The organism is Oceanibacterium hippocampi, from assembly GCF_900172325.1.
Taxonomy (GTDB): domain Bacteria; phylum Pseudomonadota; class Alphaproteobacteria; order Sneathiellales; family Sneathiellaceae; genus Oceanibacterium; species Oceanibacterium hippocampi.
Genome location: NZ_FWFR01000001.1, coordinates 1535541 through 1561175, shown reverse-complemented (window position 1 = coordinate 1561175; position 25635 = coordinate 1535541). Strand labels below are relative to the sequence as shown.

At 67.7% G+C, this 25635-nt stretch carries 20 protein-coding genes; 6 read left to right on the top strand and 14 right to left on the bottom strand.

What is annotated here, in order from left to right:
• Positions 1–94: 94 nt before the first annotated feature.
• On the bottom strand, positions 95–3238 hold the full coding sequence (locus tag OCH7691_RS07370) for a PAS domain S-box protein (protein WP_085882698.1): 3144 nt from the start codon (positions 3236–3238) through the stop codon (positions 95–97).
• A 117-nt stretch (positions 3239–3355) separates the two neighbouring features.
• On the opposite strand from OCH7691_RS07370, the gene OCH7691_RS07365 reads away from it, so the two are divergent.
• The 3 genes from OCH7691_RS07365 to OCH7691_RS07355 all read left to right on the top strand — a co-directional run bounded on the left by OCH7691_RS07365 (position 3356) and on the right by OCH7691_RS07355 (position 6995).
• The gene (locus tag OCH7691_RS07365) at positions 3356–3727 is read left to right on the top strand and encodes a hypothetical protein (RefSeq protein WP_085882697.1); all 372 of its coding nucleotides are present in this window, start codon (positions 3356–3358) and stop codon (positions 3725–3727) included.
• A 132-nt stretch (positions 3728–3859) separates the two neighbouring features.
• Positions 3860–5155: an SPOR domain-containing protein gene (locus tag OCH7691_RS07360; RefSeq protein ID WP_176244957.1), complete on the top strand. Its 1296-nt coding sequence runs from the start codon at positions 3860–3862 to the stop codon at positions 5153–5155.
• A gap of 1 nt (position 5156) precedes the next feature.
• Positions 5157–6995 carry an SPOR domain-containing protein gene (locus OCH7691_RS07355; RefSeq protein WP_176244956.1) on the top strand — a complete coding sequence of 613 codons (1839 nt, stop codon included), beginning with the start codon at positions 5157–5159 and terminating at the stop codon, positions 6993–6995.
• A 132-nt stretch (positions 6996–7127) separates the two neighbouring features.
• On the opposite strand, the gene OCH7691_RS07350 is transcribed toward OCH7691_RS07355, so the two are convergent.
• From OCH7691_RS07350 to OCH7691_RS07310, 9 genes are all read right to left on the bottom strand, one after another.
• The gene (locus OCH7691_RS07350) at positions 7128–8108 is read right to left on the bottom strand and encodes a type II secretion system F family protein (protein ID WP_085882694.1); all 981 of its coding nucleotides are present in this window, start codon (positions 8106–8108) and stop codon (positions 7128–7130) included.
• Positions 8109–8123: 15 nt separating this feature from the next.
• The gene (locus OCH7691_RS07345) at positions 8124–9119 is read right to left on the bottom strand and encodes a type II secretion system F family protein (protein ID WP_085882693.1); all 996 of its coding nucleotides are present in this window, start codon (positions 9117–9119) and stop codon (positions 8124–8126) included.
• Positions 9119–10846, bottom strand: coding sequence for a TadA family conjugal transfer-associated ATPase (locus OCH7691_RS07340; RefSeq protein WP_217807842.1), 1728 nt, complete (start codon positions 10844–10846; stop codon positions 9119–9121). The genes OCH7691_RS07345 and OCH7691_RS07340 overlap by 1 nt, the downstream gene beginning before the upstream one ends.
• Positions 10846–12114 carry a CpaE/TadZ family protein gene (locus OCH7691_RS07335; RefSeq protein WP_085882692.1) on the bottom strand — a complete coding sequence of 423 codons (1269 nt, stop codon included), beginning with the start codon at positions 12112–12114 and terminating at the stop codon, positions 10846–10848. Before OCH7691_RS07335 ends, OCH7691_RS07340 begins: the two co-directional genes overlap by 1 nt.
• 20 nt (positions 12115–12134) lie before the next feature.
• Positions 12135–12872: a CpaD family pilus assembly protein gene (locus OCH7691_RS07330; protein ID WP_085882691.1), complete on the bottom strand. Its 738-nt coding sequence runs from the start codon at positions 12870–12872 to the stop codon at positions 12135–12137.
• A gap of 4 nt (positions 12873–12876) precedes the next feature.
• The gene (locus OCH7691_RS07325) at positions 12877–14277 is read right to left on the bottom strand and encodes a type II and III secretion system protein family protein (protein ID WP_085882690.1); all 1401 of its coding nucleotides are present in this window, start codon (positions 14275–14277) and stop codon (positions 12877–12879) included.
• Entirely contained in the window at positions 14277–15230 is a 954-nt protein-coding gene (gene cpaB, locus OCH7691_RS07320; RefSeq protein WP_085882689.1) for a Flp pilus assembly protein CpaB, read from the bottom strand. Before cpaB ends, OCH7691_RS07325 begins: the two co-directional genes overlap by 1 nt.
• Before the next feature lie 14 nt (positions 15231–15244).
• Complete coding sequence (locus OCH7691_RS07315; protein WP_085882688.1) at positions 15245–15766, bottom strand: A24 family peptidase; 522 nt, start codon at positions 15764–15766, stop codon at positions 15245–15247.
• Positions 15767–15878: 112 nt separating this feature from the next.
• Positions 15879–16082, bottom strand: coding sequence for a Flp family type IVb pilin (locus OCH7691_RS07310; protein WP_085882687.1), 204 nt, complete (start codon positions 16080–16082; stop codon positions 15879–15881).
• A gap of 357 nt (positions 16083–16439) precedes the next feature.
• Between OCH7691_RS07310 and OCH7691_RS07305 the strand changes: the two genes are divergently transcribed.
• Complete coding sequence (locus tag OCH7691_RS07305) at positions 16440–18056, top strand: TadE/TadG family type IV pilus assembly protein (protein WP_085882686.1); 1617 nt, start codon at positions 16440–16442, stop codon at positions 18054–18056.
• Positions 18057–18142: 86 nt separating this feature from the next.
• On the opposite strand, the gene OCH7691_RS07300 is transcribed toward OCH7691_RS07305, so the two are convergent.
• The 4 genes from OCH7691_RS07300 to metG form a co-directional block, all read right to left on the bottom strand.
• On the bottom strand, positions 18143–18715 hold the full coding sequence (locus OCH7691_RS07300) for a TadE/TadG family type IV pilus assembly protein (RefSeq protein ID WP_085882685.1): 573 nt from the start codon (positions 18713–18715) through the stop codon (positions 18143–18145).
• Entirely contained in the window at positions 18712–19281 is a 570-nt protein-coding gene (locus OCH7691_RS07295) for a TadE/TadG family type IV pilus assembly protein (protein WP_085882684.1), read from the bottom strand. Before OCH7691_RS07295 ends, OCH7691_RS07300 begins: the two co-directional genes overlap by 4 nt.
• Positions 19282–19378: 97 nt before the next feature.
• Positions 19379–21190, bottom strand: coding sequence for a hypothetical protein (locus OCH7691_RS07290; protein ID WP_085882683.1), 1812 nt, complete (start codon positions 21188–21190; stop codon positions 19379–19381).
• 279 nt (positions 21191–21469) lie between these two features.
• Complete coding sequence (gene metG / locus OCH7691_RS07285) at positions 21470–23161, bottom strand: methionine--tRNA ligase (protein WP_085882682.1); 1692 nt, start codon at positions 23159–23161, stop codon at positions 21470–21472.
• 194 nt (positions 23162–23355) lie between these two features.
• On the opposite strand from metG, the gene OCH7691_RS07280 reads away from it, so the two are divergent.
• Together OCH7691_RS07280 and OCH7691_RS07275 are read left to right on the top strand one after the other, a co-directional pair.
• Entirely contained in the window at positions 23356–24930 is a 1575-nt protein-coding gene (locus OCH7691_RS07280) for an alkaline phosphatase family protein (RefSeq protein ID WP_085882681.1), read from the top strand.
• 251 nt (positions 24931–25181) lie between these two features.
• Complete coding sequence (locus OCH7691_RS07275) at positions 25182–25568, top strand: VOC family protein (protein WP_085882680.1); 387 nt, start codon at positions 25182–25184, stop codon at positions 25566–25568.
• The last annotated feature ends 67 nt before the right edge of the window (positions 25569–25635 follow it).

Here is a 25635-nt window from a genome sequence, read left to right as displayed (position 1 = left end):
CCCGCAGAAGCGGGTTCGCCGGAGCGCCGCTTTCGGACGGCACCCGCGTCGACAGACTAACACTTTGAGACGCCGCCGTCGGCTCCCGCGCCCGCTAGCGTCCGGCGGCACCGCTCGCCGGTACGCGGCGCCGCGCCGCCAGGAGGTCGATGACGGCCTTGCCGAGGGTCTCCGCCGAGACCGGCTTGTTCAACATGCGCCGTCCGCTGGCGCTGGCCGCGACCAGGCGGGCCGGGGCAATGTCGCCGGTGACCAGCAGGCTCGGGAAATCACGACCGCTCATCGCCTCCAGGACGTCGACTGCCTCGGCCCCGGTCAGCTCGTCGCCGAGACGGTAATCGGCGATGATCGCTTCCGGCGGGCCGCCCGGGCCGGCGAGCGCCACGACCGCCTCGTCGAGACTCTCGCAGAGGATCGGCTCCGCCCCGAGATTGCCGAGCGTCACGCCGGTCGCCTCGAGCACCGGGCGATTGTCGTCGATGATCATGATCCGGCGTCCGGCCAGCGCCTGTTTCGGCAACCGGGCCGGCGGCACATCGGGCGCGGCGGGGGCAGACGCCCGCGACCTCGACTGCGATGGCGCCAGCGCGACATGGGTCAGGGCGAAGACCGAGCCCGTCCCCGGCCAGGTTCTGAGGCCGATGCCGTGCCCCATCAGGAGCGCCGTCCGGCGGGCGATCGAGAGGCCGAGACCGAGACCCTGGGACTTGTCCCGGCCCTCGTTCCCGAGTTGCCGGAACTCCTCGAAAATCGCCTCGCGCTGGTCTTCGGGAATGCCCGGCCCGGTATCCCAGACCTCGATGTCGACACAGGCATCCGCCCGTCGCCGGACGCCGAACAGGACCCGGCCGCGCTCGGTATAGCGAAGCGCGTTGGCCAGCAGATTGCGCAGGATGTTGGCGAGCAGGTTGGGATCGGCGATCACCGAGACCGAGCTTCGAACGACGTCGAGCGTGATCCCCCGGCGCTGGAACTGCGGCCGGAACTCGAGCGCCAGCCGGTAGATGATCGCACCGAGATCGACGACCCGCATGTCGGCCCGGATCAGGTCGGCCTCGAAACGCGAAATATCGAGCAGGGCCTCGAGCAGCCCCTCGACATCGCCGAGCGCGCTGCGCAGGCGCGCCAGCGCGGACCGGTCTCCGGGGCGTTCGAGCATGCCGCCGAGGGCGTCGGCGAACAGCAGCGCCGCCTGCACCGGTTGGCGGAGATCGTGGCTGGCCGCCGCGAGGAAGCGGGTTTTCGCGTTGTTGGCGGCCTCGGCCAGGTCCTTGGCCTTGCGGAGCGCGGCCTCCGCGTTCTTCTCCGCGGTAATGTCCTCCGCCGCGCCGATGACACGCTGGATCCTGCCTTCGTCATCCCGCTGCGGATCACCGCGGGCGCGAAGCCAGCGCACGCCGCCCCGTGGCAGGACGACGCGGAACTCGTCGACCGAGGGGATCCCGGCCTGCAGTTTCTCCCGGCGCCGCAAGGCAATCTCATGATCGTCAGGGTGGACGAGACTGAGCCAGTCGCCGGCCCGGAAGTGGTCCTGTTCGCTCTCCCCGTCCAGGTCGGAGATCGAGCCGGCCAGCCATTCGAACTGAACCGAGCCGTCGGCATCGTAGCGATAGCTGTACATGAGATCGGAGGCGATCTCGGAGATCTTCCGGTAGCGCTCCTCGCTTTCGCGGAGCGCGTCCTCGGCCAGCGTCCGTTCGGTGACATCGGCGATCACGCCGACCAGCCCGACCACCCGGCCCTGGCGATCATGGATCGGCGCCTTCGAAAGCAGGAAGGTGCGCACGCTGCCGTCCGGGTCGCGGCGTTCGAACTCGTGCTCGTAAACCGGGCGGCCCTCGAGGCAGATCCGGGCGAGTTCCCGCCATTCCGCCCGGAGCACCGGGTCGGTCTCGAGCTCATCGTCCGAGCGCCCGACCACCGCGGCCGGATCGTCGAGACCGAGTTCACGGGCACAGACGTCGTTGCAGCCGAGATAGACGAGATCGCGGTTCTTCCAGAAGATCGAATAGGGGACGAGCGACAGCACCTTGCGAAGCAGTTCCTCGCGCTCGCGCAGCGATTCCTCCACATGGCGAAGCCGGGTCAGATCGCGCACCGAGAGCGCCCGGACAACCCGTCCGCCGAACGGCATGGAACGGCCGCGCAGCTCGATCGGGATGTTCTGCCCGTCGCGCCGGATGCCGATCGTCTCGGTGCTGTCGCCGTTCAGGATCTCGCTCAGGACGAGCGGCAGCGCGCCGCCGACCTGCGGGGCGAGGAATTCGCCGAGATGGCGCCCGGGCAGTTCGGCCGGGCGATAGCCGAACAAGGTCGCGAACGCAAGGTTGGCGTCGACGATGCGCTCGTTCTCGAAGATGCAGACCGCCTCCTGCGTGACCGCCGCGAGGCGGCGGAAACGTTCCTCGCTGTCGCGCAATTCATGCTGCGATTCGACGATCGGGGAAATGTCGCGGAAGCTTCCCCGGTAGCCCGAGAACGTGCCGTCGTCGTCGAAACAGGGCTTGCCCCTGGCCTCCACCCAGACAGTGCCGCCGCTCGGCATGGCGACCCGCAGGCCGTAGGCGGCAACCGGCTCGTGCTCCTCGATCGCCCGCAGACAGGGCTCCCAGTCCTCGAAGCCGCGGGTGCCGCCGACGATCTCGCGCGGTGTCCTGCCGACGAAGCGGTAGCGGACGTCGTCGCTCTCCTTGCGGGCGCCGGGCGAGACATGGGTGACGCGGAGATCGCGGTCGAGTTCCCAGAACCAGTCGGCCGAGACGTCGGCGAAGTCGCGCAGCCGCCGTTCGCTGCGCGCCACCGCCGCCTCCGCGTTGCGGCGCTCGGTGACATCCTTGACGACACCCTCGCTGTAAAGCAGCGCGCCGGTCCGGTCGCGCACCGGCCGCAGGAAGACGGCGATCCAGCGTTTCTCGCCGTCGTCGTGGCGTCGGACCAGCAGGTTGAAATTCCGCACCCCGTCATCGCGGTCGGGCGCATCGGCGAACGGATCGGCGCGGCGCAGCAAGACCGGGAGATCGGCCTCGAGATCGACGACGTCGCGCGTGAGCTCGGCGGCGGACGGATAGCCGAGCAGGCGGGCGAAGCTGTCCGAGGCGGCAAGCAGCCGCCAGTCGGCCGAACAGCGGAATACCCCGATCGCCAGATGGTCGAGCAGCCCGCCGAGCGGAATGGGGCCATGCGCCGACCCGTCCGGTTGCTCGGTGGCGGCGGCGAAGGCGGTAACGTTGTCGTCCATCTCTGGTTCCTCTTGGAGGCCACTCTAGCAAATAGGGCGGCGCGGCCATAGCCGCCGTCACAGGCAAGCGCAGCGGACCGTCTGACGGGGAGACAGGAACAACCATCGGAGACCGCCATGAACGCTCCGCAGGGCGCCGGCATGCATCAGCCCCAGCAGCCTCGGCAGGCGCTCGGACCGGACGAGCAGAACCGCATCGTCGCCGCCGAGATCTTCGCCATCGTCGATCGCTGCACCCAGATGGGTGTCGACGAGGACGGCTTCCGCAGCGCCATCATGACCATCGCCATCGCGACCTTCGTCACCGCGATGGGCGAGGAAAAGACCGCCATGTTCGTGGAATCGCTGCCGCCGCAGATCCGCGGCGGCCTGTTCCGCTCGTTCGTCGCCGGCGCCGGGCGGCCCGTACCCCAGGCCCAGGCGCCGACGGCGTCGCCCATCCGGGTAAAGCCGATCACCCAACCCGCCCAGAGCCATCCCCGCCGCTGAGCCGGTTCGCCCGTTTCCGGCGCATTTAAAGCTTTCTTTACGCTGCATTGGCATCCTGTGCGCCCGTAGGGGACCGGTCACGATCGACCGGCAACCGCGTTCCGCGATCCGGTTGGACTGGTGATGCCAAACATGCACGACACGTGGCGAAAGCGTTTACTGGCGGTGACGATGCTGGCGGCCTCGGTGCCGCTCGGCGGCTGCGAGGTCCTGCGCGAGGCGGGCATCGAACTGCCCGGCCTCAACGTCCCGGCAATCCCTGCCCAAAGCCCGAAGGGCACGGCGGTCGCGGCCGAGAGCGACTACGCGGTGATGATGCGGGTCGCCGAGACCACCCACGCGAACGGCGACCTCGCGACCGCGCTCCATCTCTATGCCCGGGCACACCAGATCGAACCGGCACGCACCGAGCCGCTCGCCGCCATGGGAACGCTGCTGCGCCGAAGCGGGCGCAATGGCGATGCCATCCAGGTCCAGATGCGGATCCTTGAACTTGCGCCCGGCAATGCCGCGGCGCATCGCGAGGTCGGCTACAACCTGCTCGCCCAGGACAAGCCATTCCAGGCCGGCGAAGAGTTCCGTCGCGCGCTTGAAAGCGCGCCGGGCGACGTGCTGGCGCTGAACGGGCTCGCGGTTTCCTACGACCGGATCGGCGACAACGGCACCGCGATCGCGCTCTATCGCCAGGCCCTGGCGCTGGAGCCGGACAATCTCGCGGTACGCAACAATCTCGGCCTCTCGCTGGCGCTTGGCGGTGAGTTCGACCAGTCGATCGCGCTGCTCGAGGCCGTCGCCGCCGATCCAGCGGCCACCGCCCAGCATCGTCGCACGCTGGCTATCGCCCGCGACCTCGCCGGCCGGAACGACGGCCATGTCGCGGCCCAACCGGCCGCGCCCGCCCGCCCGGTCGAGGCCGCCCTCAGCCTCTCGGCGCCTGTCGCCGCCAGCGAAACCCCGCCCGAATCGGGACCGGTTTCCCGACCGGCCCCGACGACCGCCGGGAAGAGCGCCGACCCGGCCGCCAGCATGTCCGCCGAAGCGGCGCCTGACGAGCCGGCCCCTGCGGGCGCTGCGGCCGCACTCCTGCCGGTCCACGAGGCACCGCTGAAGAGCCTGCCGGAAACGATCGCAAGACAGCCCGCGGGCGACCCCGAGATCGGGATCGCCGACGAACATCGGCGCTATTTCGTCCAGTTCGGCGCCTTCGACAGCGAAGCCGATGCCGAGACGGCGTGGCAGGCCATCATCGAACGCCACGACGAACTGCTGCGTTACCAGCCGACAATCAAGCCGGTCTATCTCGGCGATTCCCGCGGGATCCGCTTCCGCCTGCGTATCGGCAGCTTCGGCGATGCCACGCAAACCCGCGAAATGGTCGAGGAACTCAAGGCCCGCGGCCTTGATTGCTACCGGGTCTGGGAGGCCTGACATGACCAGCCAAACGTTCTCGCGCCCGACCGCACAGGACGCCGCCACCGGTCCCGGCCGGGCCATTCTCGCCAGCGTGCTGGTGACCGTGATGCTGTCCGGATGCACCAGCATCGAGAATTTCTTCGATTTCGCGAAGTCCGAACCGGCGCCGGCCCAGCCCGCCGCGACCGCCGCACCGGCGAAACCGACCAGTCCGGAAGCGGCGGCCCGCCTCGAGTACGAGAACTTCATGCGCCTCGGCACGACAAGCCGCGAGAACGGCGACCCGGGCGCGGCCGTACTGTTCTTCCAGAAGGCCCATGCGGTCAAGCCGAACCTGCCCGAACCGCTGATCGAGCTGGGCAGCCTGTTCCGCGAACTCGGCGCACACAAGGACGCCGGAACCGCCTTCCGCGAGGCGCTGGCCCGCGCGCCCGAGAATGCGCCTGCCCGTCGCGGCCTCGGCTACAGCCTGCTCGAGGGCGGGCGCTACTATGACGCGGCCGAGGTATTCCGCGTTCTGCTGACGCGGCAACCGGCCGATCACCAGGCGCTGAACGGCCTCGGCGTCGCCTACGACAGCGTCGGCGACAATCTCGCCGCGCAGGAGGCCTATCGGCGCGGACTGGAAATTCGTCCCGACAGCCTGACGCTGAAGAACAATCTGGGGATGTCTCTGGCCTTGTCCGGCCAGCACGAGGAAGCCATCGCGCTGCTCGAAAGCGTGGCCCGCGATCCGGCCGCCACCGACCGCCACCGGGAAACCCTGGCGCTTGCCTACGGGCTCGCCGAGCGGACCGGCGATGCCTCGCTGATCAACGACGACCGGCTCGGCGCTCGCCGCGAAAACGACGATGACGCGGCGCGCCGGGCGATCCACGGCGAAGGCCGGATGCGGATGCCGGCGGTACCGGTGGCCGCGGCTCCCAGCGCCGAGCTTGCCTCGCCTCCGGCGCTCGCCCCGGCCGCTGTCGCCCCGGCACCGGTTGCCCCCGCGCCGGTTGCCCCTGCACCGATCGCGCCGGCCCCGACCGTTCAGGCCGCCGCGCCGACAGAGCCCGCCGCGCCGACAGAGCCCGCCACGACAGGCGGCACGACATCCGCCGCCGCGGGCGGCCATGCCGTCCAGCTCGGCGCCTACCTGAGCGAGCACGACGCGGAAAAGGGCTGGACCCAGCTGAGCGCCGAATATGGCAACCTGCTCGCCGGCCAGCCGCATTTCATCCAGTTCGCCGAGGTCGGCACCGACAAGTCCGGAACGGTCTACCGGCTGCGCGTCGGCGGATATGCCCGCCGCGCCGAGGCCAACGACCTGTGCGAGGCGCTTCGCGCCGCCGGCGCGGATTGTGTCGCGATCTTCGATCGCAGGCGGGAAGCAGCAGCACCGGGCCCCGCCCCGGCAAGCCCGACCGTTACGGCCGAACCGGCCGAGCCGGCGTCGGCGCCCGCCCCGAAAGCGGCTGCGCAGGCGACCCCGACCGCTCCGGCGACCCCGGCAGCCGCGAAACCGCCCTTCGCCGCATCGCAAGACGCGGCACCCGCCCCCGCGACCTACCGCAGCGTTTTCGCCGAGGCCGCCGCCAGACAGATGCCGGTGACCACGGTATCGGCGGCCAGCGTCCAGTTCGGCGCCTACAAGACCGAGAACCGCGCCCGCGTCGCCTGGAAATCGCTGCACGACATCCACGCCGACCTGCTCACCGACCTGGCGCCGAAATACCAGAGCGTCGACCTGGGCGCCGGCAAGGGGATGCTGTACAGGCTCCGGGTCGGCGATTTCGCCGAGCCGGCCGATGCCGTCGCGCTTTGCGACAGCTTCCGGGCACGCACTGTCGAGTGCTGGCCGCTCGAAGGCTGAGGCCCGGCGGCGGCGCGCGACAGGTCGCGCCATTCTCCGTAGATTGAAATGAAATCAAATCCGACGCCCGCGCCGCGCGCGGCGTCGCCTCTGTCGTTGCCTTCCGGCCGGCAAGCGGTCAGGTGACGATCGTCAGAAGCCCTTGCTGAGGGCGTCGATCGCGCGCAGCGTGGCAGGGCCAATCAGCACGACAAACAGCGCCGGCATGATGAAGACAATCATCGGCACGGTCAGGACCGCCGGCAGACGCGCCGCCTTCTCCTCGGCCCGCATCAGCCGCTCGTCGCGAAGTTCGCTCGACAGGACACGCAGCGAACGGGCCAGCGGCGTGCCGTATTTCTCGGTCTGCACCAGCGTTCCCACCAGTCCCTTGATGCCCGGCAGGTCGCAGCGCGCGACAAGGTTGTCGAGCGCCTTCCGACGCTCGGGCAGGAAGGTGAGCTCGACCCCCGCCAGGCCGAATTCGTCCGACAGTTCCGGGGCGGAGCGCGCCATCTCGCGGCACACCCGGTCCAGCGCGGTATCGAGATTGAGTCCCGCCTCGGCGCAGATCACCAGCAGGTCGAGGGCATCGGGAAGCGCCTTGCGGATGTTGTCGTGACGCTTCTGGGTCGCGTTCTTCACAAAGACTTCCGGCACATAGGCGCCGACGACCACCGAGACGATGGCGCAGAGCAGCGGCAGGGGCGCCTTCAGGTCGAACGGATTGAGGTAATAGAAACACAGCAGGCCGGCGACGCCGGCGATGAACGGCATGGCGAGCTTGGCGAACAGGAAGACGACCAGCGCATCCTTCGAGCGATAGCCGGCGCGGGCGAGCTTGCGCGACATCGCCTCGGCCTGCTTGCCGCGCATCAGCCGGAGCTGGGTCACCACCTTCCGCATCATGCCGATCTGCTCGTCGCGCGCCCGGCGCCGCGTGGCCGGCTTCTTCAGCCCGTCGCGCAGGACATCGCGGCGCTGTTCGAGGGCCTTGATGCGGGCCGGCAGCGGATCCCGTTCGGTCAGGCCGATCCAGACCATCGTGACCACGCCGATCAGCGCCAGCAGGCCGAACAGGAAGATGCCCTGTTCGCCAGTCATGCCGTCAGGCAGCATTGCCGCAAGATCCATACCCGCTCTCCTGCCCTAGATCTCGAACCGGACCATTTTGGCCATCACGATGACGCCGATCCCGATCAGGCCGAGCGTCACCCCGCTCATCACCAGGCCGCGCGGGTCCTGGAAGAGCTGCAGCACATATTCGGAATTCACCAGGAGCAGGATGCCGAACATCACGAACGGCAGCGAGCCGATGATCCAGGCGCTCGCCCGGGCCTCCGACGACAGTGCCCGCACCTTGAGCTTCATCTGCCGGCGCTTGCGCAGCGTCGCGCTCAGGCCGGCGAGGGTTTCGGCGAGGTTGCCGCCGGTTTCCCGCTGAATGGCAATGGCGATGATGAAGAACTTGAAATCGGGCACGTCGACGCGCTTGGCGATCTCCCAGAGCGCCTCTTCAAGACCCGTACCGATACGCATCGACGCGGACGCCTTGCGGAACTCGACCCCGACCGGGTCAGGGGATTCCTGGCCGACCACGTTGATCGCCTCGCTGATCGGCAGGCCGGCGCGCACGCTGCGGACGATCAGGTCGATCGCCTCGGGAAAGTTCTGCACGAAGCGGCCGATCCGCCGGGCGCCGATCATGTTGATGACGAAGAAGGGCAGGTAGATCCCGGCCGCCGTGGCCGCGGGAACGACAAGCAGCGGCGGCAGTCCGAAGAACCAGATCGCGAGGAAGTTGATCAGCGCGACCAACAGGATCTCGGCCAGCACGAATTCGGCGATGCTGATCTCGCGGCCGGTCTTTTCCAGCTTCGCGCGCAGCATGTCGGGCTTCGGCAGAATCTCGCGCAGCACCCTGTCGAGGGCCGGAATACCGCTGTGCTGTTCGTGACGGCGGGCCGAGCCGTGGCCGACGGCGACCACCGAGACATTGTCGTCACGCATCTTGTCGAGCCGGCGCCGCGACCGCTTTGCATTGTCGTCGCCACCGGTCAGTAACAGCAGGAACATGACCAGGACGGCGAAGCCGCCGCCGAGGACCACCAGCATCGTCGTCGCGTCGTTCAGGTCAATCTGCATCAGACATTCTCGACCAGCAGCTGTTCGAGCCCGTAATAGGCGGCCCGGGAGGTGAAATGGGGGCGCACGCCGCCCGAGACGAAGTCGCCGACCAGCCGGCCGTTGCGGTCTTCGCCCTTGTATTCGAACCAGAACAGGTCCTGCATGGAGATGATGTCCTCCTCCATGCCGACGATCTCGCTGATATGCGTGATCCGGCGGATGCCGTCGCGCATGCGGCTGATCTGCACGATCATGTGGACGGCGGCAGCGATCTGCGTGCGGACGGCGCGCGGCGGCAGGTTGATGCCCGACATCCCGACCATGTTCTCGAGCCGGGTCAGCGCCTCGCGCGGGCGGTTGGCATGGATCGTCGACAGCGAGCCGTCATGGCCGGTGTTCATGGCCTGAAGCATGTCGATGGCCTCCTCGCCGCGGATCTCGCCGAGGATGATCCGGTCGGGCCGCATGCGGAGCGTGTTCTTCAGAAGATGCCGCATGGTGATCTCGCCGGTGCCTTCCAGGTTCGGCGCCCGGGTCTCGAGACGGACAACATGGGGCTGCTGGAGCTGCAGCTCGGCCGCGTCCTCGATGGTGACGATCCGCTCGCGCGAGTCGATCAGCCGGCTGAGCGCGTTCAGCAGCGTCGTCTTGCCCGAACCGGTGCCGCCGGAAATCAGGATGTTGAGGCGCGAGCGCGAGGCGATGCGGAGTACCGTCGCCATCTGCGCTGACAGGTTCGCCTGCCGCTCCATGACGTCGAGCGTGATCTTCTTCTTGGCGAATTTCCGGATCGAGATCGACGGTCCGTCGATCGCCAGCGGCGGAATGATGATGTTGACCCGGCTGCCGTCGAGCAGGCGGGCATCGACCAGCGGCACCGATTCGTCGATGCGGCGGCCGATGCGACTGACGATCCGCGACGCGATGCTCATGACATGGGCATTGTCGCGGAACTCGACCTTGGTGAGGTCGAGCTTGCCGCCGCGTTCGACATAGACCTGTTTCGGGCCGTTCACCATGATGTCGGTGACCCGGTCGTCGGCGAGCAGCTCCTCCAGCGGGCCGAGGCCGAGCATGTCGTTGATCATGTCGTCGACGAGCTCGCGCTTCTCGCGCTGGTTCAGATGGATCTGCTCTTCCTGCATCAGCTCGCCGACGATGCTGGACACGTCGCGCTGCAGGTCGACCCGGTCCATCTTGGCGGCCAGCCCCGCGTCGATCCGTTCGAGCAGCAACGGCTGCAGATGTTCCTTGGCGACCTCGATCTTGGTTTTCGGCCGGGCCTTCTCGTCGTCCCCGTCGCTCTCTTCGTAGAGCACAAGGGCGTTGGCCTGGGCGGCCGCTTCCGGCGAGATCTGGCGGACCGGCGTCTCGTCCGGCTCGAGGCCCGGATCAGCCCAGTCCTCGGGCTCGCGTGCCGCCGCGGCGGAATCGCCCCTGGCCAGGGCATCGACGCCACCGATGCTATCGATGAAACGGTTGAGCAGCGCGGTCACCAGGTTGCGCTGGTCGAGCAGGTTGAGCTCGACGCGGTCCTCGATGGCGATGTCCGCGATCACGCCCTTGATGAGCTGGGCCAGCCGCCCGCGCGTCTCCCCGCCCTTCAACTGCGGCAGGATCGCCTTGGCGACACGCGGCAGCATGGAGACAGCGAGTTCCTGTATCTCCGGCTGCGTCCCGCCGCGGGAGCCGTTGGAGACGGCCGGAACGTCTTCGCCCTCCTTGGAGGACAGCCAGGAGAACATTACTTCTTGCCCTTCGCCGCCTTGCTCTTGACCGGCTTGGCGCTACCCCCGCCCAGGCCGAACAGGCCCTTGCGCTTCGGCGTCGCCTCGCGATAGCCCGACACCCGGTGCGCCAGTTCGCCACAGACGACGGCCGCCTGGCACTTGGCGGAAACCGCCGGAATCGCCTTGCCGGCGTTGGCGCAGATGGTCAGTGTCTTGGCGTCTTCCGGCACCACATAGTCGATCTCGCAGCCGATGCCGCGCTCGAAATCCTTCTTCGCGACCTGCGCCTTGCGATCGGCGCCGACACGGGCGGCGACCTTGATCACCGCCGTTTCGCCGGCAAGATCGGCGATCGCGTGCAGGGCCCGGTTGATGTCGCGGATGCCGGCGAGCGTCTGGTCGCTGACCAGGACGATCGAGTCCGCGGCGGCGAGCAACGGCTTCTGCAGCGCCATCAGGGCGCGCGGCAGATCGACGACGACCTGGCTGTGGTTGCCGCGCAACTGCTTGACCAGTTCGAGGGACGCGTCGCCGCTGAAATTGACCGCTTCCTCGACCGGTTCCTCGGTGCCGAGCACGCTCAGATTGTCATTTTCCTTGACGATCGCGCTGGCGACGAACAGCTCGTCGAGGCGATGCGGACTGGCCAGCGCCTCGCGAAGACCGTTGCCCGGCTCGAGATCGAGGGACAGCGTGGTCGTCCCGAAATGCAGATCCAGATCGAGCAGCGCCGTCTTCTGCGAGAACTGGTGCGCCATGATCCAGGCGATATTGGTCGCGATCGTCGTCGCGCCGACGCCGCCGCGAACCCCGAGCACAACGGTGAGCCGGCCGGTCCGCTGGCGCCCCCGGCCCGTCGCGCGGCCGGTCTGGGAGGCGAGATCGATCGCCTTCTCGAGCTTCTGGGCGTTGATCGGCTTGACCAGGTAGTCGGCCGCGCCGACCTCGATCAGGTCGTGGAAGAAGCTCACGTCGTTGGTCTTGCCGATCACGATGACCGAGGCGCCCTGCCCGACCGACGCGGAGAGCCGCTCGACGTCGGCGATCGGATCCTCCGAGCCGGTGACGTCCACGAGCACGACGCGGGCGGTCGCGCCGCCCTTCATGACCCCGAGCGCCTCGTGCATGCCGCCATCGCGAACCGCTTCCGCGGGCCAGGCCCGCTTGGCGGCGATCTGGCGCGCCATGTCGAGCTCGTTCTCGTCGCCGAGAAACGCCATGAAGTCGTCGCAGACGTCGGGAGAGAAGAAACCCTTGCGCTTCGAAGCCGTTGCGCTTGCCATGTGTGCCTACCTCTTTCCGATCATTCGGACGAAGACGAAGAAGAACTGCCGCCGGAGCTTGAGCCGCTGTCCGAGCTGCCGCCGGAGCCGCTCGAGGAACCGCTCGAGACGACCCTGTGGTTGCTGCCGCCGGCGCGATAGATACGAACCGCGCGCGCCAGCCTTTCGGCTTCCGTGGCGTTGCCCGGACGGCCCTGCACGAGGTCGCGCGGATCGTCGACCATCGCCGCCAGGTTGGCTGCCGTGGTGCAGCCGACCCGCGGGGTGATCTGGTTCTTGAAGTTGGTTTCGGAATCGCCGCTCCAGCCCGGGCAGTCGATCGTCGTCGCGACGTGGCGCGAATAGAAGAGCCGCAGCCCGGCTGCGCTCTGCTGCACGGTCCGTCGCGCCACCGGCCGCGCACCGCGATCTTCCAGCGCCGCCATCAGGGCCGCGAAGCGCTGGTGCGCGAGATCGGCCGGCGCCCCGGCGGGCGGGGCCTCGACATCGACGCGGTCGCCGAAGCGCACGCGCATGCGGGCGAGGAAATCGTCCAGGCGGGCGCTTTCTTCCGGCCCGATGGCGTTCGTGCCGGCGGCAAAGGCGACCTGATGGACCGCCTCGATCTCCAGCACCTCGATCGGCTTCTCGGCGCTGACCGGAGGCGCCTTGCGCTCCGCTTCCGTCTCGCAGCCTGCCAGGGCGAAGAGCGCCAGGGCGATCGTGGCCGCGCGGAGCGGTGCGCCGATGCCGTTGCTGAGCATTCCGTTCACCGTCATGGCATTACTCCAGGATGAAACCGGTGGTGTCGGCGCGCCGCGGCGGGGTCGGAACCGCCCTGGTCGCGCCCTCGCCCTCGAGCCGGCGCTGGCTGCCCAAGAGCACGCGGTCGACGTCGGTCGGCGGTACGAAACCGTCGGTCGGCAGCGCCAGCCGCTGATTGACCGGGCGCACCAGATAGGGCGTCACGATGATGATCAGCTCGGTCTCGTTGCGAATGAAGCTGTCGGACCGGAACAGCGTGCCGAGCACCGGGATGTCGGCGACCCAGGGGGTCTTCGACAGGTCGTGGTTCGAGCCGTTCTGCAACAGGCCGGCGATCGCGAAGCTCTGCCCGCTGGACAGCTCGACGGTGGTCCGGGCCCGCCGCGTGGTCAGCGCCGGGATCGAGAAGCCGTTGGCCTGCACCGAGCCGGCGGCGGAAAGCTGGCTCACTTCCGGCGCGACCACCAGGCTGATCCGGCTGTCGCCGATCAGGGTCGGGGTGAATTCCAGCGAAACGCCGAATTCCTTGAAGACGATGACGGTCGTGTTGTCGTCCTGGCTGACCGGGATCGGGAATTCGCCGCCGGCGAGGAAGCTCGCCGTCTCGCCGGAGAGGGCCGTCAGGTTCGGTTCGGCCAGAATGGTGATCAGGCCGTCTTGTTCGAGTGCGTCGACGATCGAGTTGATGCTGAAATTGCCGACGTTGGCGAAGCCGACGATGTTGCTGCCGTTGCCGGTCCGCGTGACGGCGCCGTTCGTGACGTTGATGTCGCTGCCCTGGGCGAAGCCGAAGGTGAAATTGCCGACATTGCCGAGCGCTTCCCAGTTGAAGCCGAAATTCTTGCTGATCGTGCGCGAAACCTCGGCGAAGCGGACCCGCAGGTTGACCTGGCTCGCCCCCTGGACCGCGAGGCGGTTGATGATCTCGCCCTCGCCGACGAAATGCTGGGCAAGCCGGCGGGCATCCTCGGCCTCGGCCACGTTCGACACGTCGCCTTCGAGGACGATCGAGTTGCCGACCGAGGCGACGCGGACCCGCGTCGCCGGCAGCAGTTGCCGAAGCTCGCCCTCGAGCCGGCTGAGATTGTGCGTGACCGTGACGTTGGCGCTGGTCATGACGTTGCCGCGCTCGTCGATCGCGTAGAGACCGGTGCGGCCCGCGGTCTTGCCATAGACATAGATCATCTTCGGCGACTGGACCTGGACGTCGGCGATCTCCGGGTTGGAGACGAAGACCGAGGCCGCCGGCCGCGGCAACTGCAGCAGCGAGCCGGAGCCGAGCTCGATCGCGACTTCCTGATCGGTCCCGGTAATCTCGGCCTTCCGCGTTTCGGCGCCGCTCGCCGGCAAGGCCAGCGAGAAGGTGAGCGCGGCCACCAGCGGCAGGAAATGCCGCGCCATGGCCTGGAGCCTGTTCATCAGCGGGCACCCCGTTTGAATTCTTCTTCCTTCAGCTCATTGGCGCGGACGACCTGGACCTTGCGGATCTGGGCGTCCTTCGTGGTCGGCGGGTTGAGCACCTGGCTCGCGTCGCTGTCACGCGTGAAGGTGCGTTTCCGCTCCTTCTGCGGGCGCAGGCCGGGCGCGATCTGGCGCAGCGCGTCGTCGCCCGCAACCGGTGCGACGGCCGTGCCATCCGCGGCGCTGGCAAGCGTCGGCCCCTCGATCTCCTCGCGGCGCAGCGAGCGGAGGCTGAGTGACAGCCGGCCGAGATCGGCGGCGACGGCAATGACCTCCGCTCCCTCGGGCGATACCTCGAGCGTGACGACGCGCGCCACTTCGGGTTCCTCGACATTCTCGTCGGTCTTCTGGTCCATGGCGAGAACGCGGAGATCGCTCAGGATCGTCTCGCTGGCGAGCCGCGACACGCGGTCGGGATCATCGGGGGTCTCGAAACCCTGGGTCAGGATCAGGTCGACACGGTCGCCCGGGAAGACGAAGCCGGCGATGCCCGTGGTCGCGTTGATCGGCACCGAAACGGCGCGCATGCCCGGCTCGAGCGCGGCGGCGAGGAAGCCGCTCTGGCCCGGTTTCACGACATGCTGATCGGTGATCGGCTCGCCCGCGACGACGTTCCGGCGCACGACCGTGCCGAGGAATTCGTCCATCTTGCGGCGCTTGTTGACCACGTAGATGTCGGGAATCTCGGCATCCTCGGGCCAGTCCTGCCAGCGCATGTGCTCGTCGCGCAGCAGGACGCCGATCGGCAACTGCTTTGCGGCGACGAGAACCTGGGTGTTGATCTCCTTGACCGGCGCGGCGACCGGTCCGCTTGGCGCAGGCGCCTTCTTGAACAGCGTGAGCCGGGCGACCTGGACGCCACCGCCAACGATGATCAGGGCAAAGACGAGCAATATCAGCTTACGTACCATGACCGTTTTCTTTCTCAGTCGAGGAGGCCGGGAAGCGGCATCTCGGCAAGAAGGGCAATGCCACCGATGGCAATCCCTACCCCGTAAGGCACAGCGATCTTATGGTTAAATAGTTGACGACCGCTTAACCCAGGCGCGCTGCCGGCGGTCGCCGAGCGGCGCATCCGTCGCCCGGCATGGCAGGCAACGACGACGAGGGCGACCAGCCCGCCGGCGAGCACCGTCACCAGCAGCAGATCCATCAGGTGGCTGGAACCGGCCCAGAGCGCGACGGCGGTCAGCATCTTCACGTCGCCGCCGCCGAACAGGCCGAGCGCGAACAGGGCGAAGCCGACGCCGAAGGCAATCCCGGCGGCGAGAAAGGCTGGGGTGATGGAGAAGGGAATCGGCGTGGTCAGTGCATAAAACGGGTAAAGCGCGACCAGCGCGATCGAGATCCAGTTCGGAATGATGAACCGGCGGACGTCACCGATGGCGGCAACGATATTGAGAAAACAAAAGCCTGCCAGGGAAAGATAATATACTGCCAATTCCATGATGGCGCCGCTCGATCCGGCGCGCCGGCAATACGGCGACGCCCGCTAGAAATGGGAAGGGGCGGCCCCTCGGACCGCCCCTAGCCCAGCTAACTGCACGAACCGACGCTGCTCAGGAGCAAGTGTCGGTGGCGCTGTCGTAGGTGCCGTCGGTGCAGAGCGCGCTGGCGACACTGTCGAAGGCGCCTTCGACAGACGTGCCCATGGCGGTCAACGCACCGATGGCAGCCACGGAAACCAGCGCGGCGATCAGGCCATATTCGATCGCGGTAGCACCGGCTTCGTTCTTCACGAAACGACGGACAATTTTCAACATTACAACCTCCTAAGGGTTCACTCCGAAGACCAGATCGGTTTACCCCCCATCCTACTAACAAAGCGTTAATGGAAACCGACCCCCGTTCAGTCGAACAGGACGGATCAAGTAATCGAAACAGCACTGTCAAACAGATCGACAAAACTGACCCGAAATTCCCTAAAATTTTATTGATACGAATTGATCCCGACTCGACCCTTCCTTAGTCCAGACGATCTGAACGCTCCACCGTCGATGTACCCGGGACAGGCTTCACGGGACGACCCGGCGCGAAACCAAGTCACCGGCCCCTGCCGATTTATGACTTGTTAAGTGTTCCGGCGGACAATCCGGTGGTCTTTTCATGGAGAGATCACAATGCCGGTGGCGCGGCTTATCGGACTCATTCCCGGCCTGTTCCGCAATCTCGCGCGCGACGAGCGTGGCGTCAGCACGATTTTCGTCGCCGCCGCCATCGTTCCGATGTTCGGACTGGCCGGTCTCGCGATCGACGCCGGACGCGGCTATATCGTTCAGGCGCGGCTTCATCAGGCGGTCGATTCGGCGGCGCTTGCCGGCGGGCGGGTCTTCTTCAATGACGACCGCGATGCCCAGATCACGATGTATCTGAACGCCAATTTCCCCGCCAACTACATGGGCGCGACCCTCTCGACGCCGACGATCACCGCCAACGAGGCGACCGGCACCGTCACGGTCTCGGCGACCGCGAGCATTTCGACCACCTTCCTGCGGGTGCTCGGCATCGACAACATGACCGTGCAGTCCCGAACGGTGGTCGAGCGCGCCGACCGCGGCCTCGAACTGGTCCTGGTGATGGACACCACCGGCTCGATGGACAGCGACGACAAGCTCGAGGACATGCAGGCGGCCGCACACGAGCTGCTCGGCATCCTCTACGGCGAGAAGACCTCGATCGACAATCTCTGGATCGCCGTCGTCCCCTACATCTCGGCGGTGAATGTCGGCGCCTCCCATACCGACTGGCTGGCGCCGGGTTCGCTTGCCAGTCTCGACTATGTCTACAACGACTCCGATACTTCCGCTTATATCTGGGGTCGTACCCGCGGCAGCAGGGTCAGTTCGAGCAATTGCAACAGCGGCCTCGCTTCGTCGCTGTTCAACAGCACGGCGATCTACAACTCGTCGCGCGACGAATGCATCTACGGCGCGACGATCCTCAGCGGCGTCAGCCAAGGCTCCTGCACCGGGCTCAACCGTTCCTGGGATTCGTCGAACAATCGCTGCATCGAGGGCATGGCGTGGCAGGGCTGCGTCTTCGCCCGCTGGGACAACGGCCGCGACGTGACCGACGACCCGCCGTCGGTGGAACCGTTCGAGCCCTATTACTATCCCTGGACATACAGTTCGAACGATTTCCCGAGCTTCCGCGACAACGTCAACAACGGCGACAGTCCGAACAAGTATTGTCCGAAGCAGCAGATCACGCCGCTGACCCAGTCGCGCAGCACGATCGAAGCGGCCATCGACGATCTCGTTGCCGAGGGCGGGACCAACATCGCGACCGGCATGGCCTGGGGTTTCCGGGTCGTCAGCCCGCGCTGGTCGGGCCTCTGGGGCACCGCGGATTCGCCGCTGCCCTATGACGAGCCGCTGATGGACAAGGCCGTCATCCTGCTGACCGACGGCAAGAACGACATCTCCAGCAGCTCCCTCAACGCCTACGGCTTCCTGAGCGACCGGCATCTCGGCACCTCGAACGAATATACCGCCGAAGGCGAACTCGACGACCGTACCGAGGAGATCTGCGACAACATGAAGGCGGCCGATCCGGACAACCCGATCATCATCTACACGATTGCCTTCGGATCGTCGGTGCCGGCCAACGCCGAGGACCTCATGCGCTACTGCGCGAGTTCCAGCTCGCACTATTTCGACGCCAACAGCGGCCTCGAGCTTTCGACGGCGTTCAAGACCATCGCCAACGAACTCGCCAACCTGCGGATCGCGGAGTAAGGCTCCGGGCACTGCGGCGGGCCGGTCCATCTCTCGGATATTGCTCGGGAGGAATGGCGCGGGCGCCGGTGAGGCGACCGGCCGGGTCAGCCGCCGGTCTGAACCATCTGGTTCGACGAGCGCGGCCGGTACATCGAGACCTTGTAGATCGTGTAGGCGTTGACGAAGTCGCCACCGAAGAACGGCTCGTAGGCGAAGAAGACCTCGGCGAAGATCGCCGACGCCCCCTCATCCAGGACGAGACCGTTCGGCAACACCGCATCGCCACCCTGCGTGCCGATACGGCTGCTGACCGAAAGGCTGCCGGCGCTGGTCCGCTGATAGGTGACGACCGGCGGATCGTCCTCGTCGTCGAGCCGGACCGCGGTCAGGATCACCCGCCCGGAGTTCGCGAAATCATACGGCGAGGCCAGGTGATTGGCCGCATCGAAGATCGAATCGACCTCGGTATTGGAAAGCGTTTCGCCACGCGCTGCGATGTCGGCGATCGTCGACGAGACCCGGTCGAGCTTCTGGGTCAGGAAGATATAGCGCGAGGCTTCGTAGCCGGAGAGCATGAGGCCCGCCAGGACCGGCGCGACGAGCGCGAACTCGACCGCCGCGGTCCCCTTCTCGCTCCGACGAAGCCGCCTCAGCCAACGTGCGGTCACGGTCATCATGGCGAGGTCCCGTAAGGTTCGTTGCGGACCACGATGCTGGCCTGCATCGGGATGGTCAGCAGCTTGGTGAGGAACGACCAGTCATAGTCCAGCGTGTAGATCACGATGTCGCTGGCGCCGCCGAGACCCGCCTTGCCCATGTCCGGATCCCAGACGCCGTTGCCGTTGATGTCGGTGAAATCCTCGCCCTCGTCATAGGCCTCGTTGCCGTTGCCATCCTCGAAGGGTTCCGGCTGGCCGATGTCGGCGAAGCTCGGATAGACGTAGGTATGGATGTCGCCCAGATTGACGGTGACCATGCCGAGGCTGTGCTCGTTGACGACGTTGACGATCAGCTGATCGCGGCTGACGCCTTCGGACGAGTAGCCGGTCAGGCCGATCCGCGAGGCTTCGCGAAGGCCGCCCTCGACGACCGTGTTGACGAACATCATCAGGCTGAGTTCCACGACGAACAGCACCATCGCGATCAGGATCGGCGCGACGAAGGCGAACTCGACCGCCGTCGTGCCGCGCTGGTCGCGGCGCAGAACGGTCATCAGCCGGCGCATGTCGGAAAGGCGGCGCATCGCTCGATCGGGGCTCCTGGTACAATCCCGGATCAGGGTAGCGCCGGCGCATTAACGGATCGCTAACGGACGCCCCGTCGTGGGCCCTGCCCCGGTTTCAGAAGCGCCGCTCGTCGAGGGCCCGGACCGCCGCCTCGACATGCGCGCGCGCCGTCTTCTTCAGGGTGCCTCGAAGCGCGACCATGCCCGGCCACAGATAGCCCCGCGCGACGGTACGCCTGAGCGCGTTCCAGAGGCCCTCGTCCCGGCCGAGCGCGCTGTCCCGGGCCAGCGCGACGAGCCGATCGGTCCGCGTCGAAAGCAGTGCATGCAGGCCGTCGCCGTAGCGGAACCGCCCGGCCGGCCAGGCCGGCGCCGGCTCCGGCACGGCGCAGGCCCCGACGCAGGGAATGATCTGCAGATGCGACGGGTCGCCGGCGCCGCTCCGGTCCCGATAGGTCTCCTTCGCCGAGGCCGACCAGAAGGCGCCGTCGAACAGCGGGTTGTCCGCCGGCAGGGTGAAGGAGGCCTGCAGGAAGCGCTGGCAGTTGCGCCGCCCGAGCATGTAGTCGTGGCGCCGGTAATGCGCGCTGAAGAATCCGAGAAAGGCGCCGAGGCCGCCCGAGGCAATCGCCTCCGCCCCCTCGACCGTGCCCCGCGACGGGGCGATCAGGAAGCGGCTGTAGACGTCCTCGGCGCCGATCAGCATGCGGTCGCGCGACGTGAAGCGGGTCTGGTTGAGGAGCGCGCCGAGCAGCGCCGGCGCGACGCTCGTCAGGCTGTCGTCCGCCATCGGCCCGGTCTGGCCCGGCCCGGTGACCGGATCGATCATCACCACCGCCCGGTTGGCGCGGTTGCCCTCGCGCGGATTGCGCCCCTCGACGCCGGCGAGCGACCGCCGGGCGATCTCGAACGGCTCGTTGTCCATCACGCCGCCATCGACGGCGATGAAGTCGAAGGCTTCGGGCGGCCCGCCCGCGCCCCAGGCCGGCCGGTCGAGCAGGGCGTCCGGGTCGAACGCCTCGCCCAGCCCGAGGGAAAGCGGATGGCGATAGTCGTAGTCGCCGCCCGGGCGCTTGAGCCGGCGCGCCCGGAGCGCCACCGGAAAGGCGCCTGTGGCGAGCGCCGCGTTGCCGAGCCGGTCCCAGTTGAGCGGGCTGCCTGCCATCAGCGGATGGAAGTCGGGCGGAAGCGACCCGCCCTTGTCCGGTCCGAGGCCGGCGACCGCGAAGCACATCCGGTCCCGGTGCAGGCTCATCTGGTGCGCCAGCGGCGTCTCGGCGCGGAACAGGACCTGGTAGGGCACGCCGCGCAGGTTGGTCACCGTCAGCGTCAGCGGCAGCGGATCGGGCAGCCAGCCCCGGATGGCCCGGTCGGCCAGCGGCGGGCCGTGGTAGCCCAGGATGCCGGTGACGATCCGCGCGAGGATGGTGCAATCGAGCAGCGCCCGGAGCGGACCGTCGAGATCGCCGGTGCCGAGCAGCTTCTCGATGTCGATCTGCTCCACCCAGGCCGCGTAGAAGGGATTGCGCGAGGCATCGCCTTCCCCGTCAATTTCCGGCAGGCGGATTCCGCCCGGATCGACGCCCCTCTTGCCGAGCGGCCATATAGGGGGAAAGTCGTCGCGCAGCGCGACCGCCGCGATGGCGCCGTTGATGCCGCCGGCCGACGCACCGGTCAGCGCCTGCAGGCGGACCGAATGATGTGGCACCCGGCGGGCCTCGCCGGTGATCCCGGCGGCGGTCTCCGCGCGCTTCGCCGCGTGCCAGCGGTCGAGCGCCTCGAACAGGAAGTCCAGCACGCCTGCGGTATAGGCCCCGGCGGAGGCGGCGCCGGCCAGCACGAGACCGAACTCGAAACTGCCCGGCGGCGGCGGCGGGCGCTCGGCCGGGAACCATTCCCTGAATTCGGCTTCGGTGATCGTCGCCATTCGCGCCTCCTTTCGTCGGCGGCATGGCGCCGCCGCAGACAGTCCCGGAGAGGTCGGAACAATCGCCCCGGAAGGAACTCATGGATGTCGACGGAATTGTCCGGGGAAAGCGGATCGGGGACAGGTCATCCGGGACCTGTCCCGCGGCCGTGAACGGCCCGATGCCGGCGGCAGCGGCCGCATATCATCGTATTTTGCCATTATGACGGCCGGCGCGGATTCCGCAAGCGGACAGGCGGCCGGGATGCCCGACCGCCCCGGGCCGACAGGTCTGTCCGGCTATTCGCCGCCGCCGAAGCGCTCTTCCCAGGCCTTGACGTCCTCGTCGGCGATCTTGGCGAACAGCACCTCCGGCACGGTGAAGGCGTGCCCGGCGGGAAGCGCGGTCAGCGCATCGGCCGCGCCGCCGGCGATCCAGCCCTGCTCGGCCTCGCCGAGCTTCAGCGCCAGGGCGAGCTTCGCCGTGGTCTCGGGGATGACCGGCGCGGCCAGCACGCCGGCGATCCGGATCAGGTTGATCGTGTAGCGGAGCGCGACGGCGGCCCGCGCCCGATCTTCCTTGATCGCCACCCAGGGCGCGGCGCGGGTCAGATACTCGTTGCCGAGCACCCAGATCGCGCGCAGTTCCTGCATCGCCTTGCGGAATTCCATCTGGGCGAGGAAGCCGTCATAGGCGGCGAGACGCTTGTCCAGCGCTTCCGCCAGTTCGGCCTCCATCTCGCCGGGCTCGCCGCCTTCCGGGACGGCATCGCCGAAGCGGGCCGAGGTGAAGCGGAGCGTCCGGTTGACCAGGTTGCCGAAGGTGTCGGCGAGATCCTTGTTGACGGTGCCGGCGAAGCTTTCCCAAGTGAAGCTTGCATCCGAACCCTCGGGCGCGTTGGCAAGCAGGTAATAGCGCCAGTAGTCGGCCGGCAAGAGCGCGATCGCATCCGACATGAAGACGCCGCGCTTCTGGCTGGTCGAGAACTTGCCGCCGTAATAGGTCAGCCAGTTGAAGCCCTTGATGAAATCGACCAGCTTCCAGGGCTCGCCCGAGCCGATGATGGTGCCGGGGAAGCTCAGCGTGTGGAACGGGATGTTGTCCTTGGCCATCACCTGCACGTAGCGCACGTCGTCGGCCTCGAACCACCAGGATTTCCAGTCGCGGGTTGCCGGTTCGGCATCGGCCCATTCCTTGGTCGCGGCGATATATTCGATCGGCGCGTCGAACCAGACGTAGTAGACCTTGCCGTCCATCCCCTCGCGCTCGACCGGCACGCCCCACGAGAGATCGCGGGTGATGCAGCGGTCCTGCAGGCCCTCGTCCAGCCACTTGCGGGCGATCGAGGAAACCAGGACAGGCCAGTCCTCGTGGCTGTCGACCCAGGCGCGGATCTTCTCCGCCAGTTTCGACTGCAGCAGAAACAGGTGCCGGGTCTCGCGGACCTCGAGCTCGGTCGAGCCCGAGATCGCCGAGCGCGGCTCGACCAGGTCGGTCGGGTCGAGCAGCGAGGTGCAATTCTCGCACTGGTCGCCCCGGGCCCGGTCGTAGGCGCATTTCGGACAGGTCCCGACGACGTAGCGGTCGGGCAGGAAGCGGCCGTCGGCGACCGAGTAGATCTGCCGGGTGACACGCTCCTCGATCAGCCCGGCATCCGACAGCACCTTGCCGAAATGCTGCGTCAGCTCCCTGTTCTGGGGCGACGACGAGCGGCCGAAATGATCGAAGGAAAGCCCGAAACGGCGGCCCAGCTCGGCCTGCACCTCGTGCTGCTCGGCGCAGTATTCGGCGACCGACTGGCCGGCCTCGCGGGCGGCAAGCTCGGCCGGCGTGCCATGCTCGTCGGTGGCGCAGATATAGAGCACCTCGTCGCCCCGCTGGCGGAGATAGCGCGCGTAGACATCGCCCGGCAGCATCGAGCCGACCAGATTGCCGAGATGCTTGACGCCGTTGATGTAGGGAAGGGCCGAAGTGATCAGATGGCGGGTCATGCCTGCTTGTCGCCTTGTAGGGGGTGTCGCCGAAGCCTCCTGTATAAAAGGACGCCTGCCGCTCCGAAAGCGGATAATGGCCAGCCCGCGCTCACGGCCGTCTTGCGCGATAGGGGGCTGGAAAATCGTTCCGGTTGGGTCACACTCGCCAACCGAAGCGATATTTGCCAGCGATCCAGGCAGCCGGAGGCCCGATGGCGCGTCAACCCAACATCCTGTTCATCATGGCCGACCAGCTCCGCGCCGACTATCTCGGCTGTTACGGCCATCCGACGATCCGCACCCCGAACCTGGACCGGCTGGCGGCGGACGGCACCCGCTTCACCCGGGCCTATGCCCAGGCCCCGGTCTGCGGCGGCTCGCGGATGAGCTTCTATACCGGGCGCTACGCCTACAGCCACGGCGCCGCCTACAACAATTACCCGCTGCGCCTCGACGAATGGACCATCGGCGATTACCTGCGCCCGCAGGGGTACCGCGTGGCGCTGGTCGGCAAGACCCACATGGAGGCGGACCTGGCGGGCTTCCGGCGCCTCGGCATCGATCCAGGCTCGGGCCCCGGCCTGCTCGCCCGGGAATGCGGGTTCGAGCCGTTCGAGCGCGACGACGGCCTGCATCCGGACCAGGTGGTCGACCCGAACCTCGCCTACAACCGCTGGCTCAACGGGAAGGGTTATCCGGGCGCCAACCCCTGGCACGATTACGCCAATTCGGTCGAGGGACCGGACGGCGAGGTGCTGTCGGGCTGGTACATGCGGAATTCCCACCTGCCGGCCCGGGTCGCGGAAGCGCATTCCGAGACCGCCTACATGACCGACCGGGCGATGGAGTTCATCACGGAAGCGGGCGAGACGCCGTGGTGCCTGCATCTCTCCTACATCAAGCCGCACTGGCCCTATGTCGCGCCGGCCCCCTATCACGCCATGTATGGCCACAACGCGATCCAGCCGGCCAACCGCACGGCGGCCGAGGCCGAGGCCGCCAACCCGGTCGTCCGCGCCTTCATGGCGCACGAGGAAAGCCTGAACTTCGCCCGCGACGAGGTCCGCGAACGCGTCATCCCGGCCTACATGGGCCTGACGACGCAGCTCGACGATCACCTGGGGCGGCTCTTCGCCTTCCTCCAAGAGCGCGGCATCGACGACAACACGATCATCGTCTTCACCAGCGATCACGGCGATTACCTGGGCGACCACTGGCTCGGCGAGAAGGATCTCTTTCACGAGGAATCGGTACGCATCCCGCTGATCGTCCGCGACCCCCGGCCCCGGGCCGACGGCGGCCGCGGCAGGGCGGCAGACGCCTTCGCCGAGGCCATCGACCTCGCCCCCTCCTTCCTCGACTGGGCCGGCGGCGAGGCCCGCCCGGAACGGCTGGAGGGCCGCTCGCTCGCCCCGCTCCTCGCCGGCCAGGCACCGTCAGACTGGCGCGACGCGGTCTTCTCCGATTCCTGCTTCGCCCAGCGCCCTGCGCGGATCACCCTCGGCCTCGACGTCGCCGACGCGCGCGCCTTCATGGTCCGCACCGAACGCTGGAAATACGTCCATTTCGAGAAGCACCCGCCGCTTCTCCACGATCTCGGGAACGACCCGGCCGAACAGCACGATCTCGGCCGCGACCCGGGCCACGAGGCGGTCCGCGCCGAGATGCGCGGGCTGCTCTTCGACTGGCTTCGCCGCCGCCGGCTCCGCACAACCATCGGCGACGCGCTGATCGCCCGGAAGACCGGCAACGCGAAGGAACGCGGCTATCTTTTCGGGGTGTGGTGAAACTTCAACCCACCGGGAATCGAGCGGAAAATCTCTCGATCTGCCCGCGCATGACCAATAGTCTGAGCCTCCCGGCATTCGGCTGGACGGGAAATCGAGCGTGACGGGTCGCCGGGGGGCCGGCCGACGATGAGCCGGCGTCCGTCGGTCGGGGTCGGTGGTTCGGGGCGTGCTCGGCCGCACCGGCCGCGCCGCGCGATCGCCGCCCATAGGCGCGACGCCGACAGAGCGCGCAACAGGAGTCCTTTGCCATGCCGCTACTCGCCTTCGATCACGTCAACATCCGCACCGCAAACCTCGCGGAGATGGTCGCATGGTACGAAGAGGTCCTGGGGCTCACGCGCGGTCCGCGTCCCCCGATCAAGGCGCCCGGCGCGTGGCTCTACCTCGGTGACGCCGCCATCCTCCACCTGATCGAGGGCGACCCCGCCCCGAGCGCCTACTCGGAGGGCGAGAGCCTCCGGATGGAGCATATGGCCTTCCGGGCGCAAGGGCTCGCGGCCTTCATTGCCCGCCTCGAGGAACACGGCATCGCCTATCGGCGCGCGCCGTTCGAGGCGATGGGTACCGTTGTGGTCAACCTCCGCGATCCGGACGGCAACCACATCCATGTCGACTTCCCCGCGACGGAAAGCTGACGCGTTGCGCGATGCCTTGCGCTGTCAGGGAGACACAGCCGAAAGGCCGCCCGCCCGGACCACCGGG

Excerpts from the sequence above, each read along its gene's own strand:
- OCH7691_RS07370 (WP_085882698.1), bottom strand. The coding sequence starts at position 3,238 with ATGGACGACAACGTTACCGCCTTCGCCGCCGCCACCGAGCAACCGGAC.
- OCH7691_RS07365 (WP_085882697.1), top strand. The coding sequence starts at position 3,356 with ATGAACGCTCCGCAGGGCGCCGGCATGCATCAGCCCCAGCAGCCTCGG.
- OCH7691_RS07360 (WP_176244957.1), top strand. The coding sequence starts at position 3,860 with ATGCACGACACGTGGCGAAAGCGTTTACTGGCGGTGACGATGCTGGCG.
- OCH7691_RS07355 (WP_176244956.1), top strand. The coding sequence starts at position 5,157 with ATGACCAGCCAAACGTTCTCGCGCCCGACCGCACAGGACGCCGCCACC.
- OCH7691_RS07350 (WP_085882694.1), bottom strand. The coding sequence starts at position 8,108 with ATGGATCTTGCGGCAATGCTGCCTGACGGCATGACTGGCGAACAGGGC.
- OCH7691_RS07345 (WP_085882693.1), bottom strand. The coding sequence starts at position 9,119 with ATGCAGATTGACCTGAACGACGCGACGACGATGCTGGTGGTCCTCGGC.
- OCH7691_RS07340 (WP_217807842.1), bottom strand. The coding sequence starts at position 10,846 with ATGTTCTCCTGGCTGTCCTCCAAGGAGGGCGAAGACGTTCCGGCCGTC.
- OCH7691_RS07335 (WP_085882692.1), bottom strand. The coding sequence starts at position 12,114 with ATGGCAAGCGCAACGGCTTCGAAGCGCAAGGGTTTCTTCTCTCCCGAC.
- OCH7691_RS07330 (WP_085882691.1), bottom strand. The coding sequence starts at position 12,872 with ATGACGGTGAACGGAATGCTCAGCAACGGCATCGGCGCACCGCTCCGC.
- OCH7691_RS07325 (WP_085882690.1), bottom strand. The coding sequence starts at position 14,277 with ATGAACAGGCTCCAGGCCATGGCGCGGCATTTCCTGCCGCTGGTGGCC.
- cpaB (WP_085882689.1), bottom strand. The coding sequence starts at position 15,230 with ATGGTACGTAAGCTGATATTGCTCGTCTTTGCCCTGATCATCGTTGGC.
- OCH7691_RS07315 (WP_085882688.1), bottom strand. The coding sequence starts at position 15,766 with ATGGAATTGGCAGTATATTATCTTTCCCTGGCAGGCTTTTGTTTTCTC.
- OCH7691_RS07310 (WP_085882687.1), bottom strand. The coding sequence starts at position 16,082 with ATGTTGAAAATTGTCCGTCGTTTCGTGAAGAACGAAGCCGGTGCTACC.
- OCH7691_RS07305 (WP_085882686.1), top strand. The coding sequence starts at position 16,440 with ATGCCGGTGGCGCGGCTTATCGGACTCATTCCCGGCCTGTTCCGCAAT.
- OCH7691_RS07300 (WP_085882685.1), bottom strand. The coding sequence starts at position 18,715 with ATGATGACCGTGACCGCACGTTGGCTGAGGCGGCTTCGTCGGAGCGAG.
- OCH7691_RS07295 (WP_085882684.1), bottom strand. The coding sequence starts at position 19,281 with ATGCGCCGCCTTTCCGACATGCGCCGGCTGATGACCGTTCTGCGCCGC.
- OCH7691_RS07290 (WP_085882683.1), bottom strand. The coding sequence starts at position 21,190 with ATGGCGACGATCACCGAAGCCGAATTCAGGGAATGGTTCCCGGCCGAG.
- metG (WP_085882682.1), bottom strand. The coding sequence starts at position 23,161 with ATGACCCGCCATCTGATCACTTCGGCCCTTCCCTACATCAACGGCGTC.
- OCH7691_RS07280 (WP_085882681.1), top strand. The coding sequence starts at position 23,356 with ATGGCGCGTCAACCCAACATCCTGTTCATCATGGCCGACCAGCTCCGC.
- OCH7691_RS07275 (WP_085882680.1), top strand. The coding sequence starts at position 25,182 with ATGCCGCTACTCGCCTTCGATCACGTCAACATCCGCACCGCAAACCTC.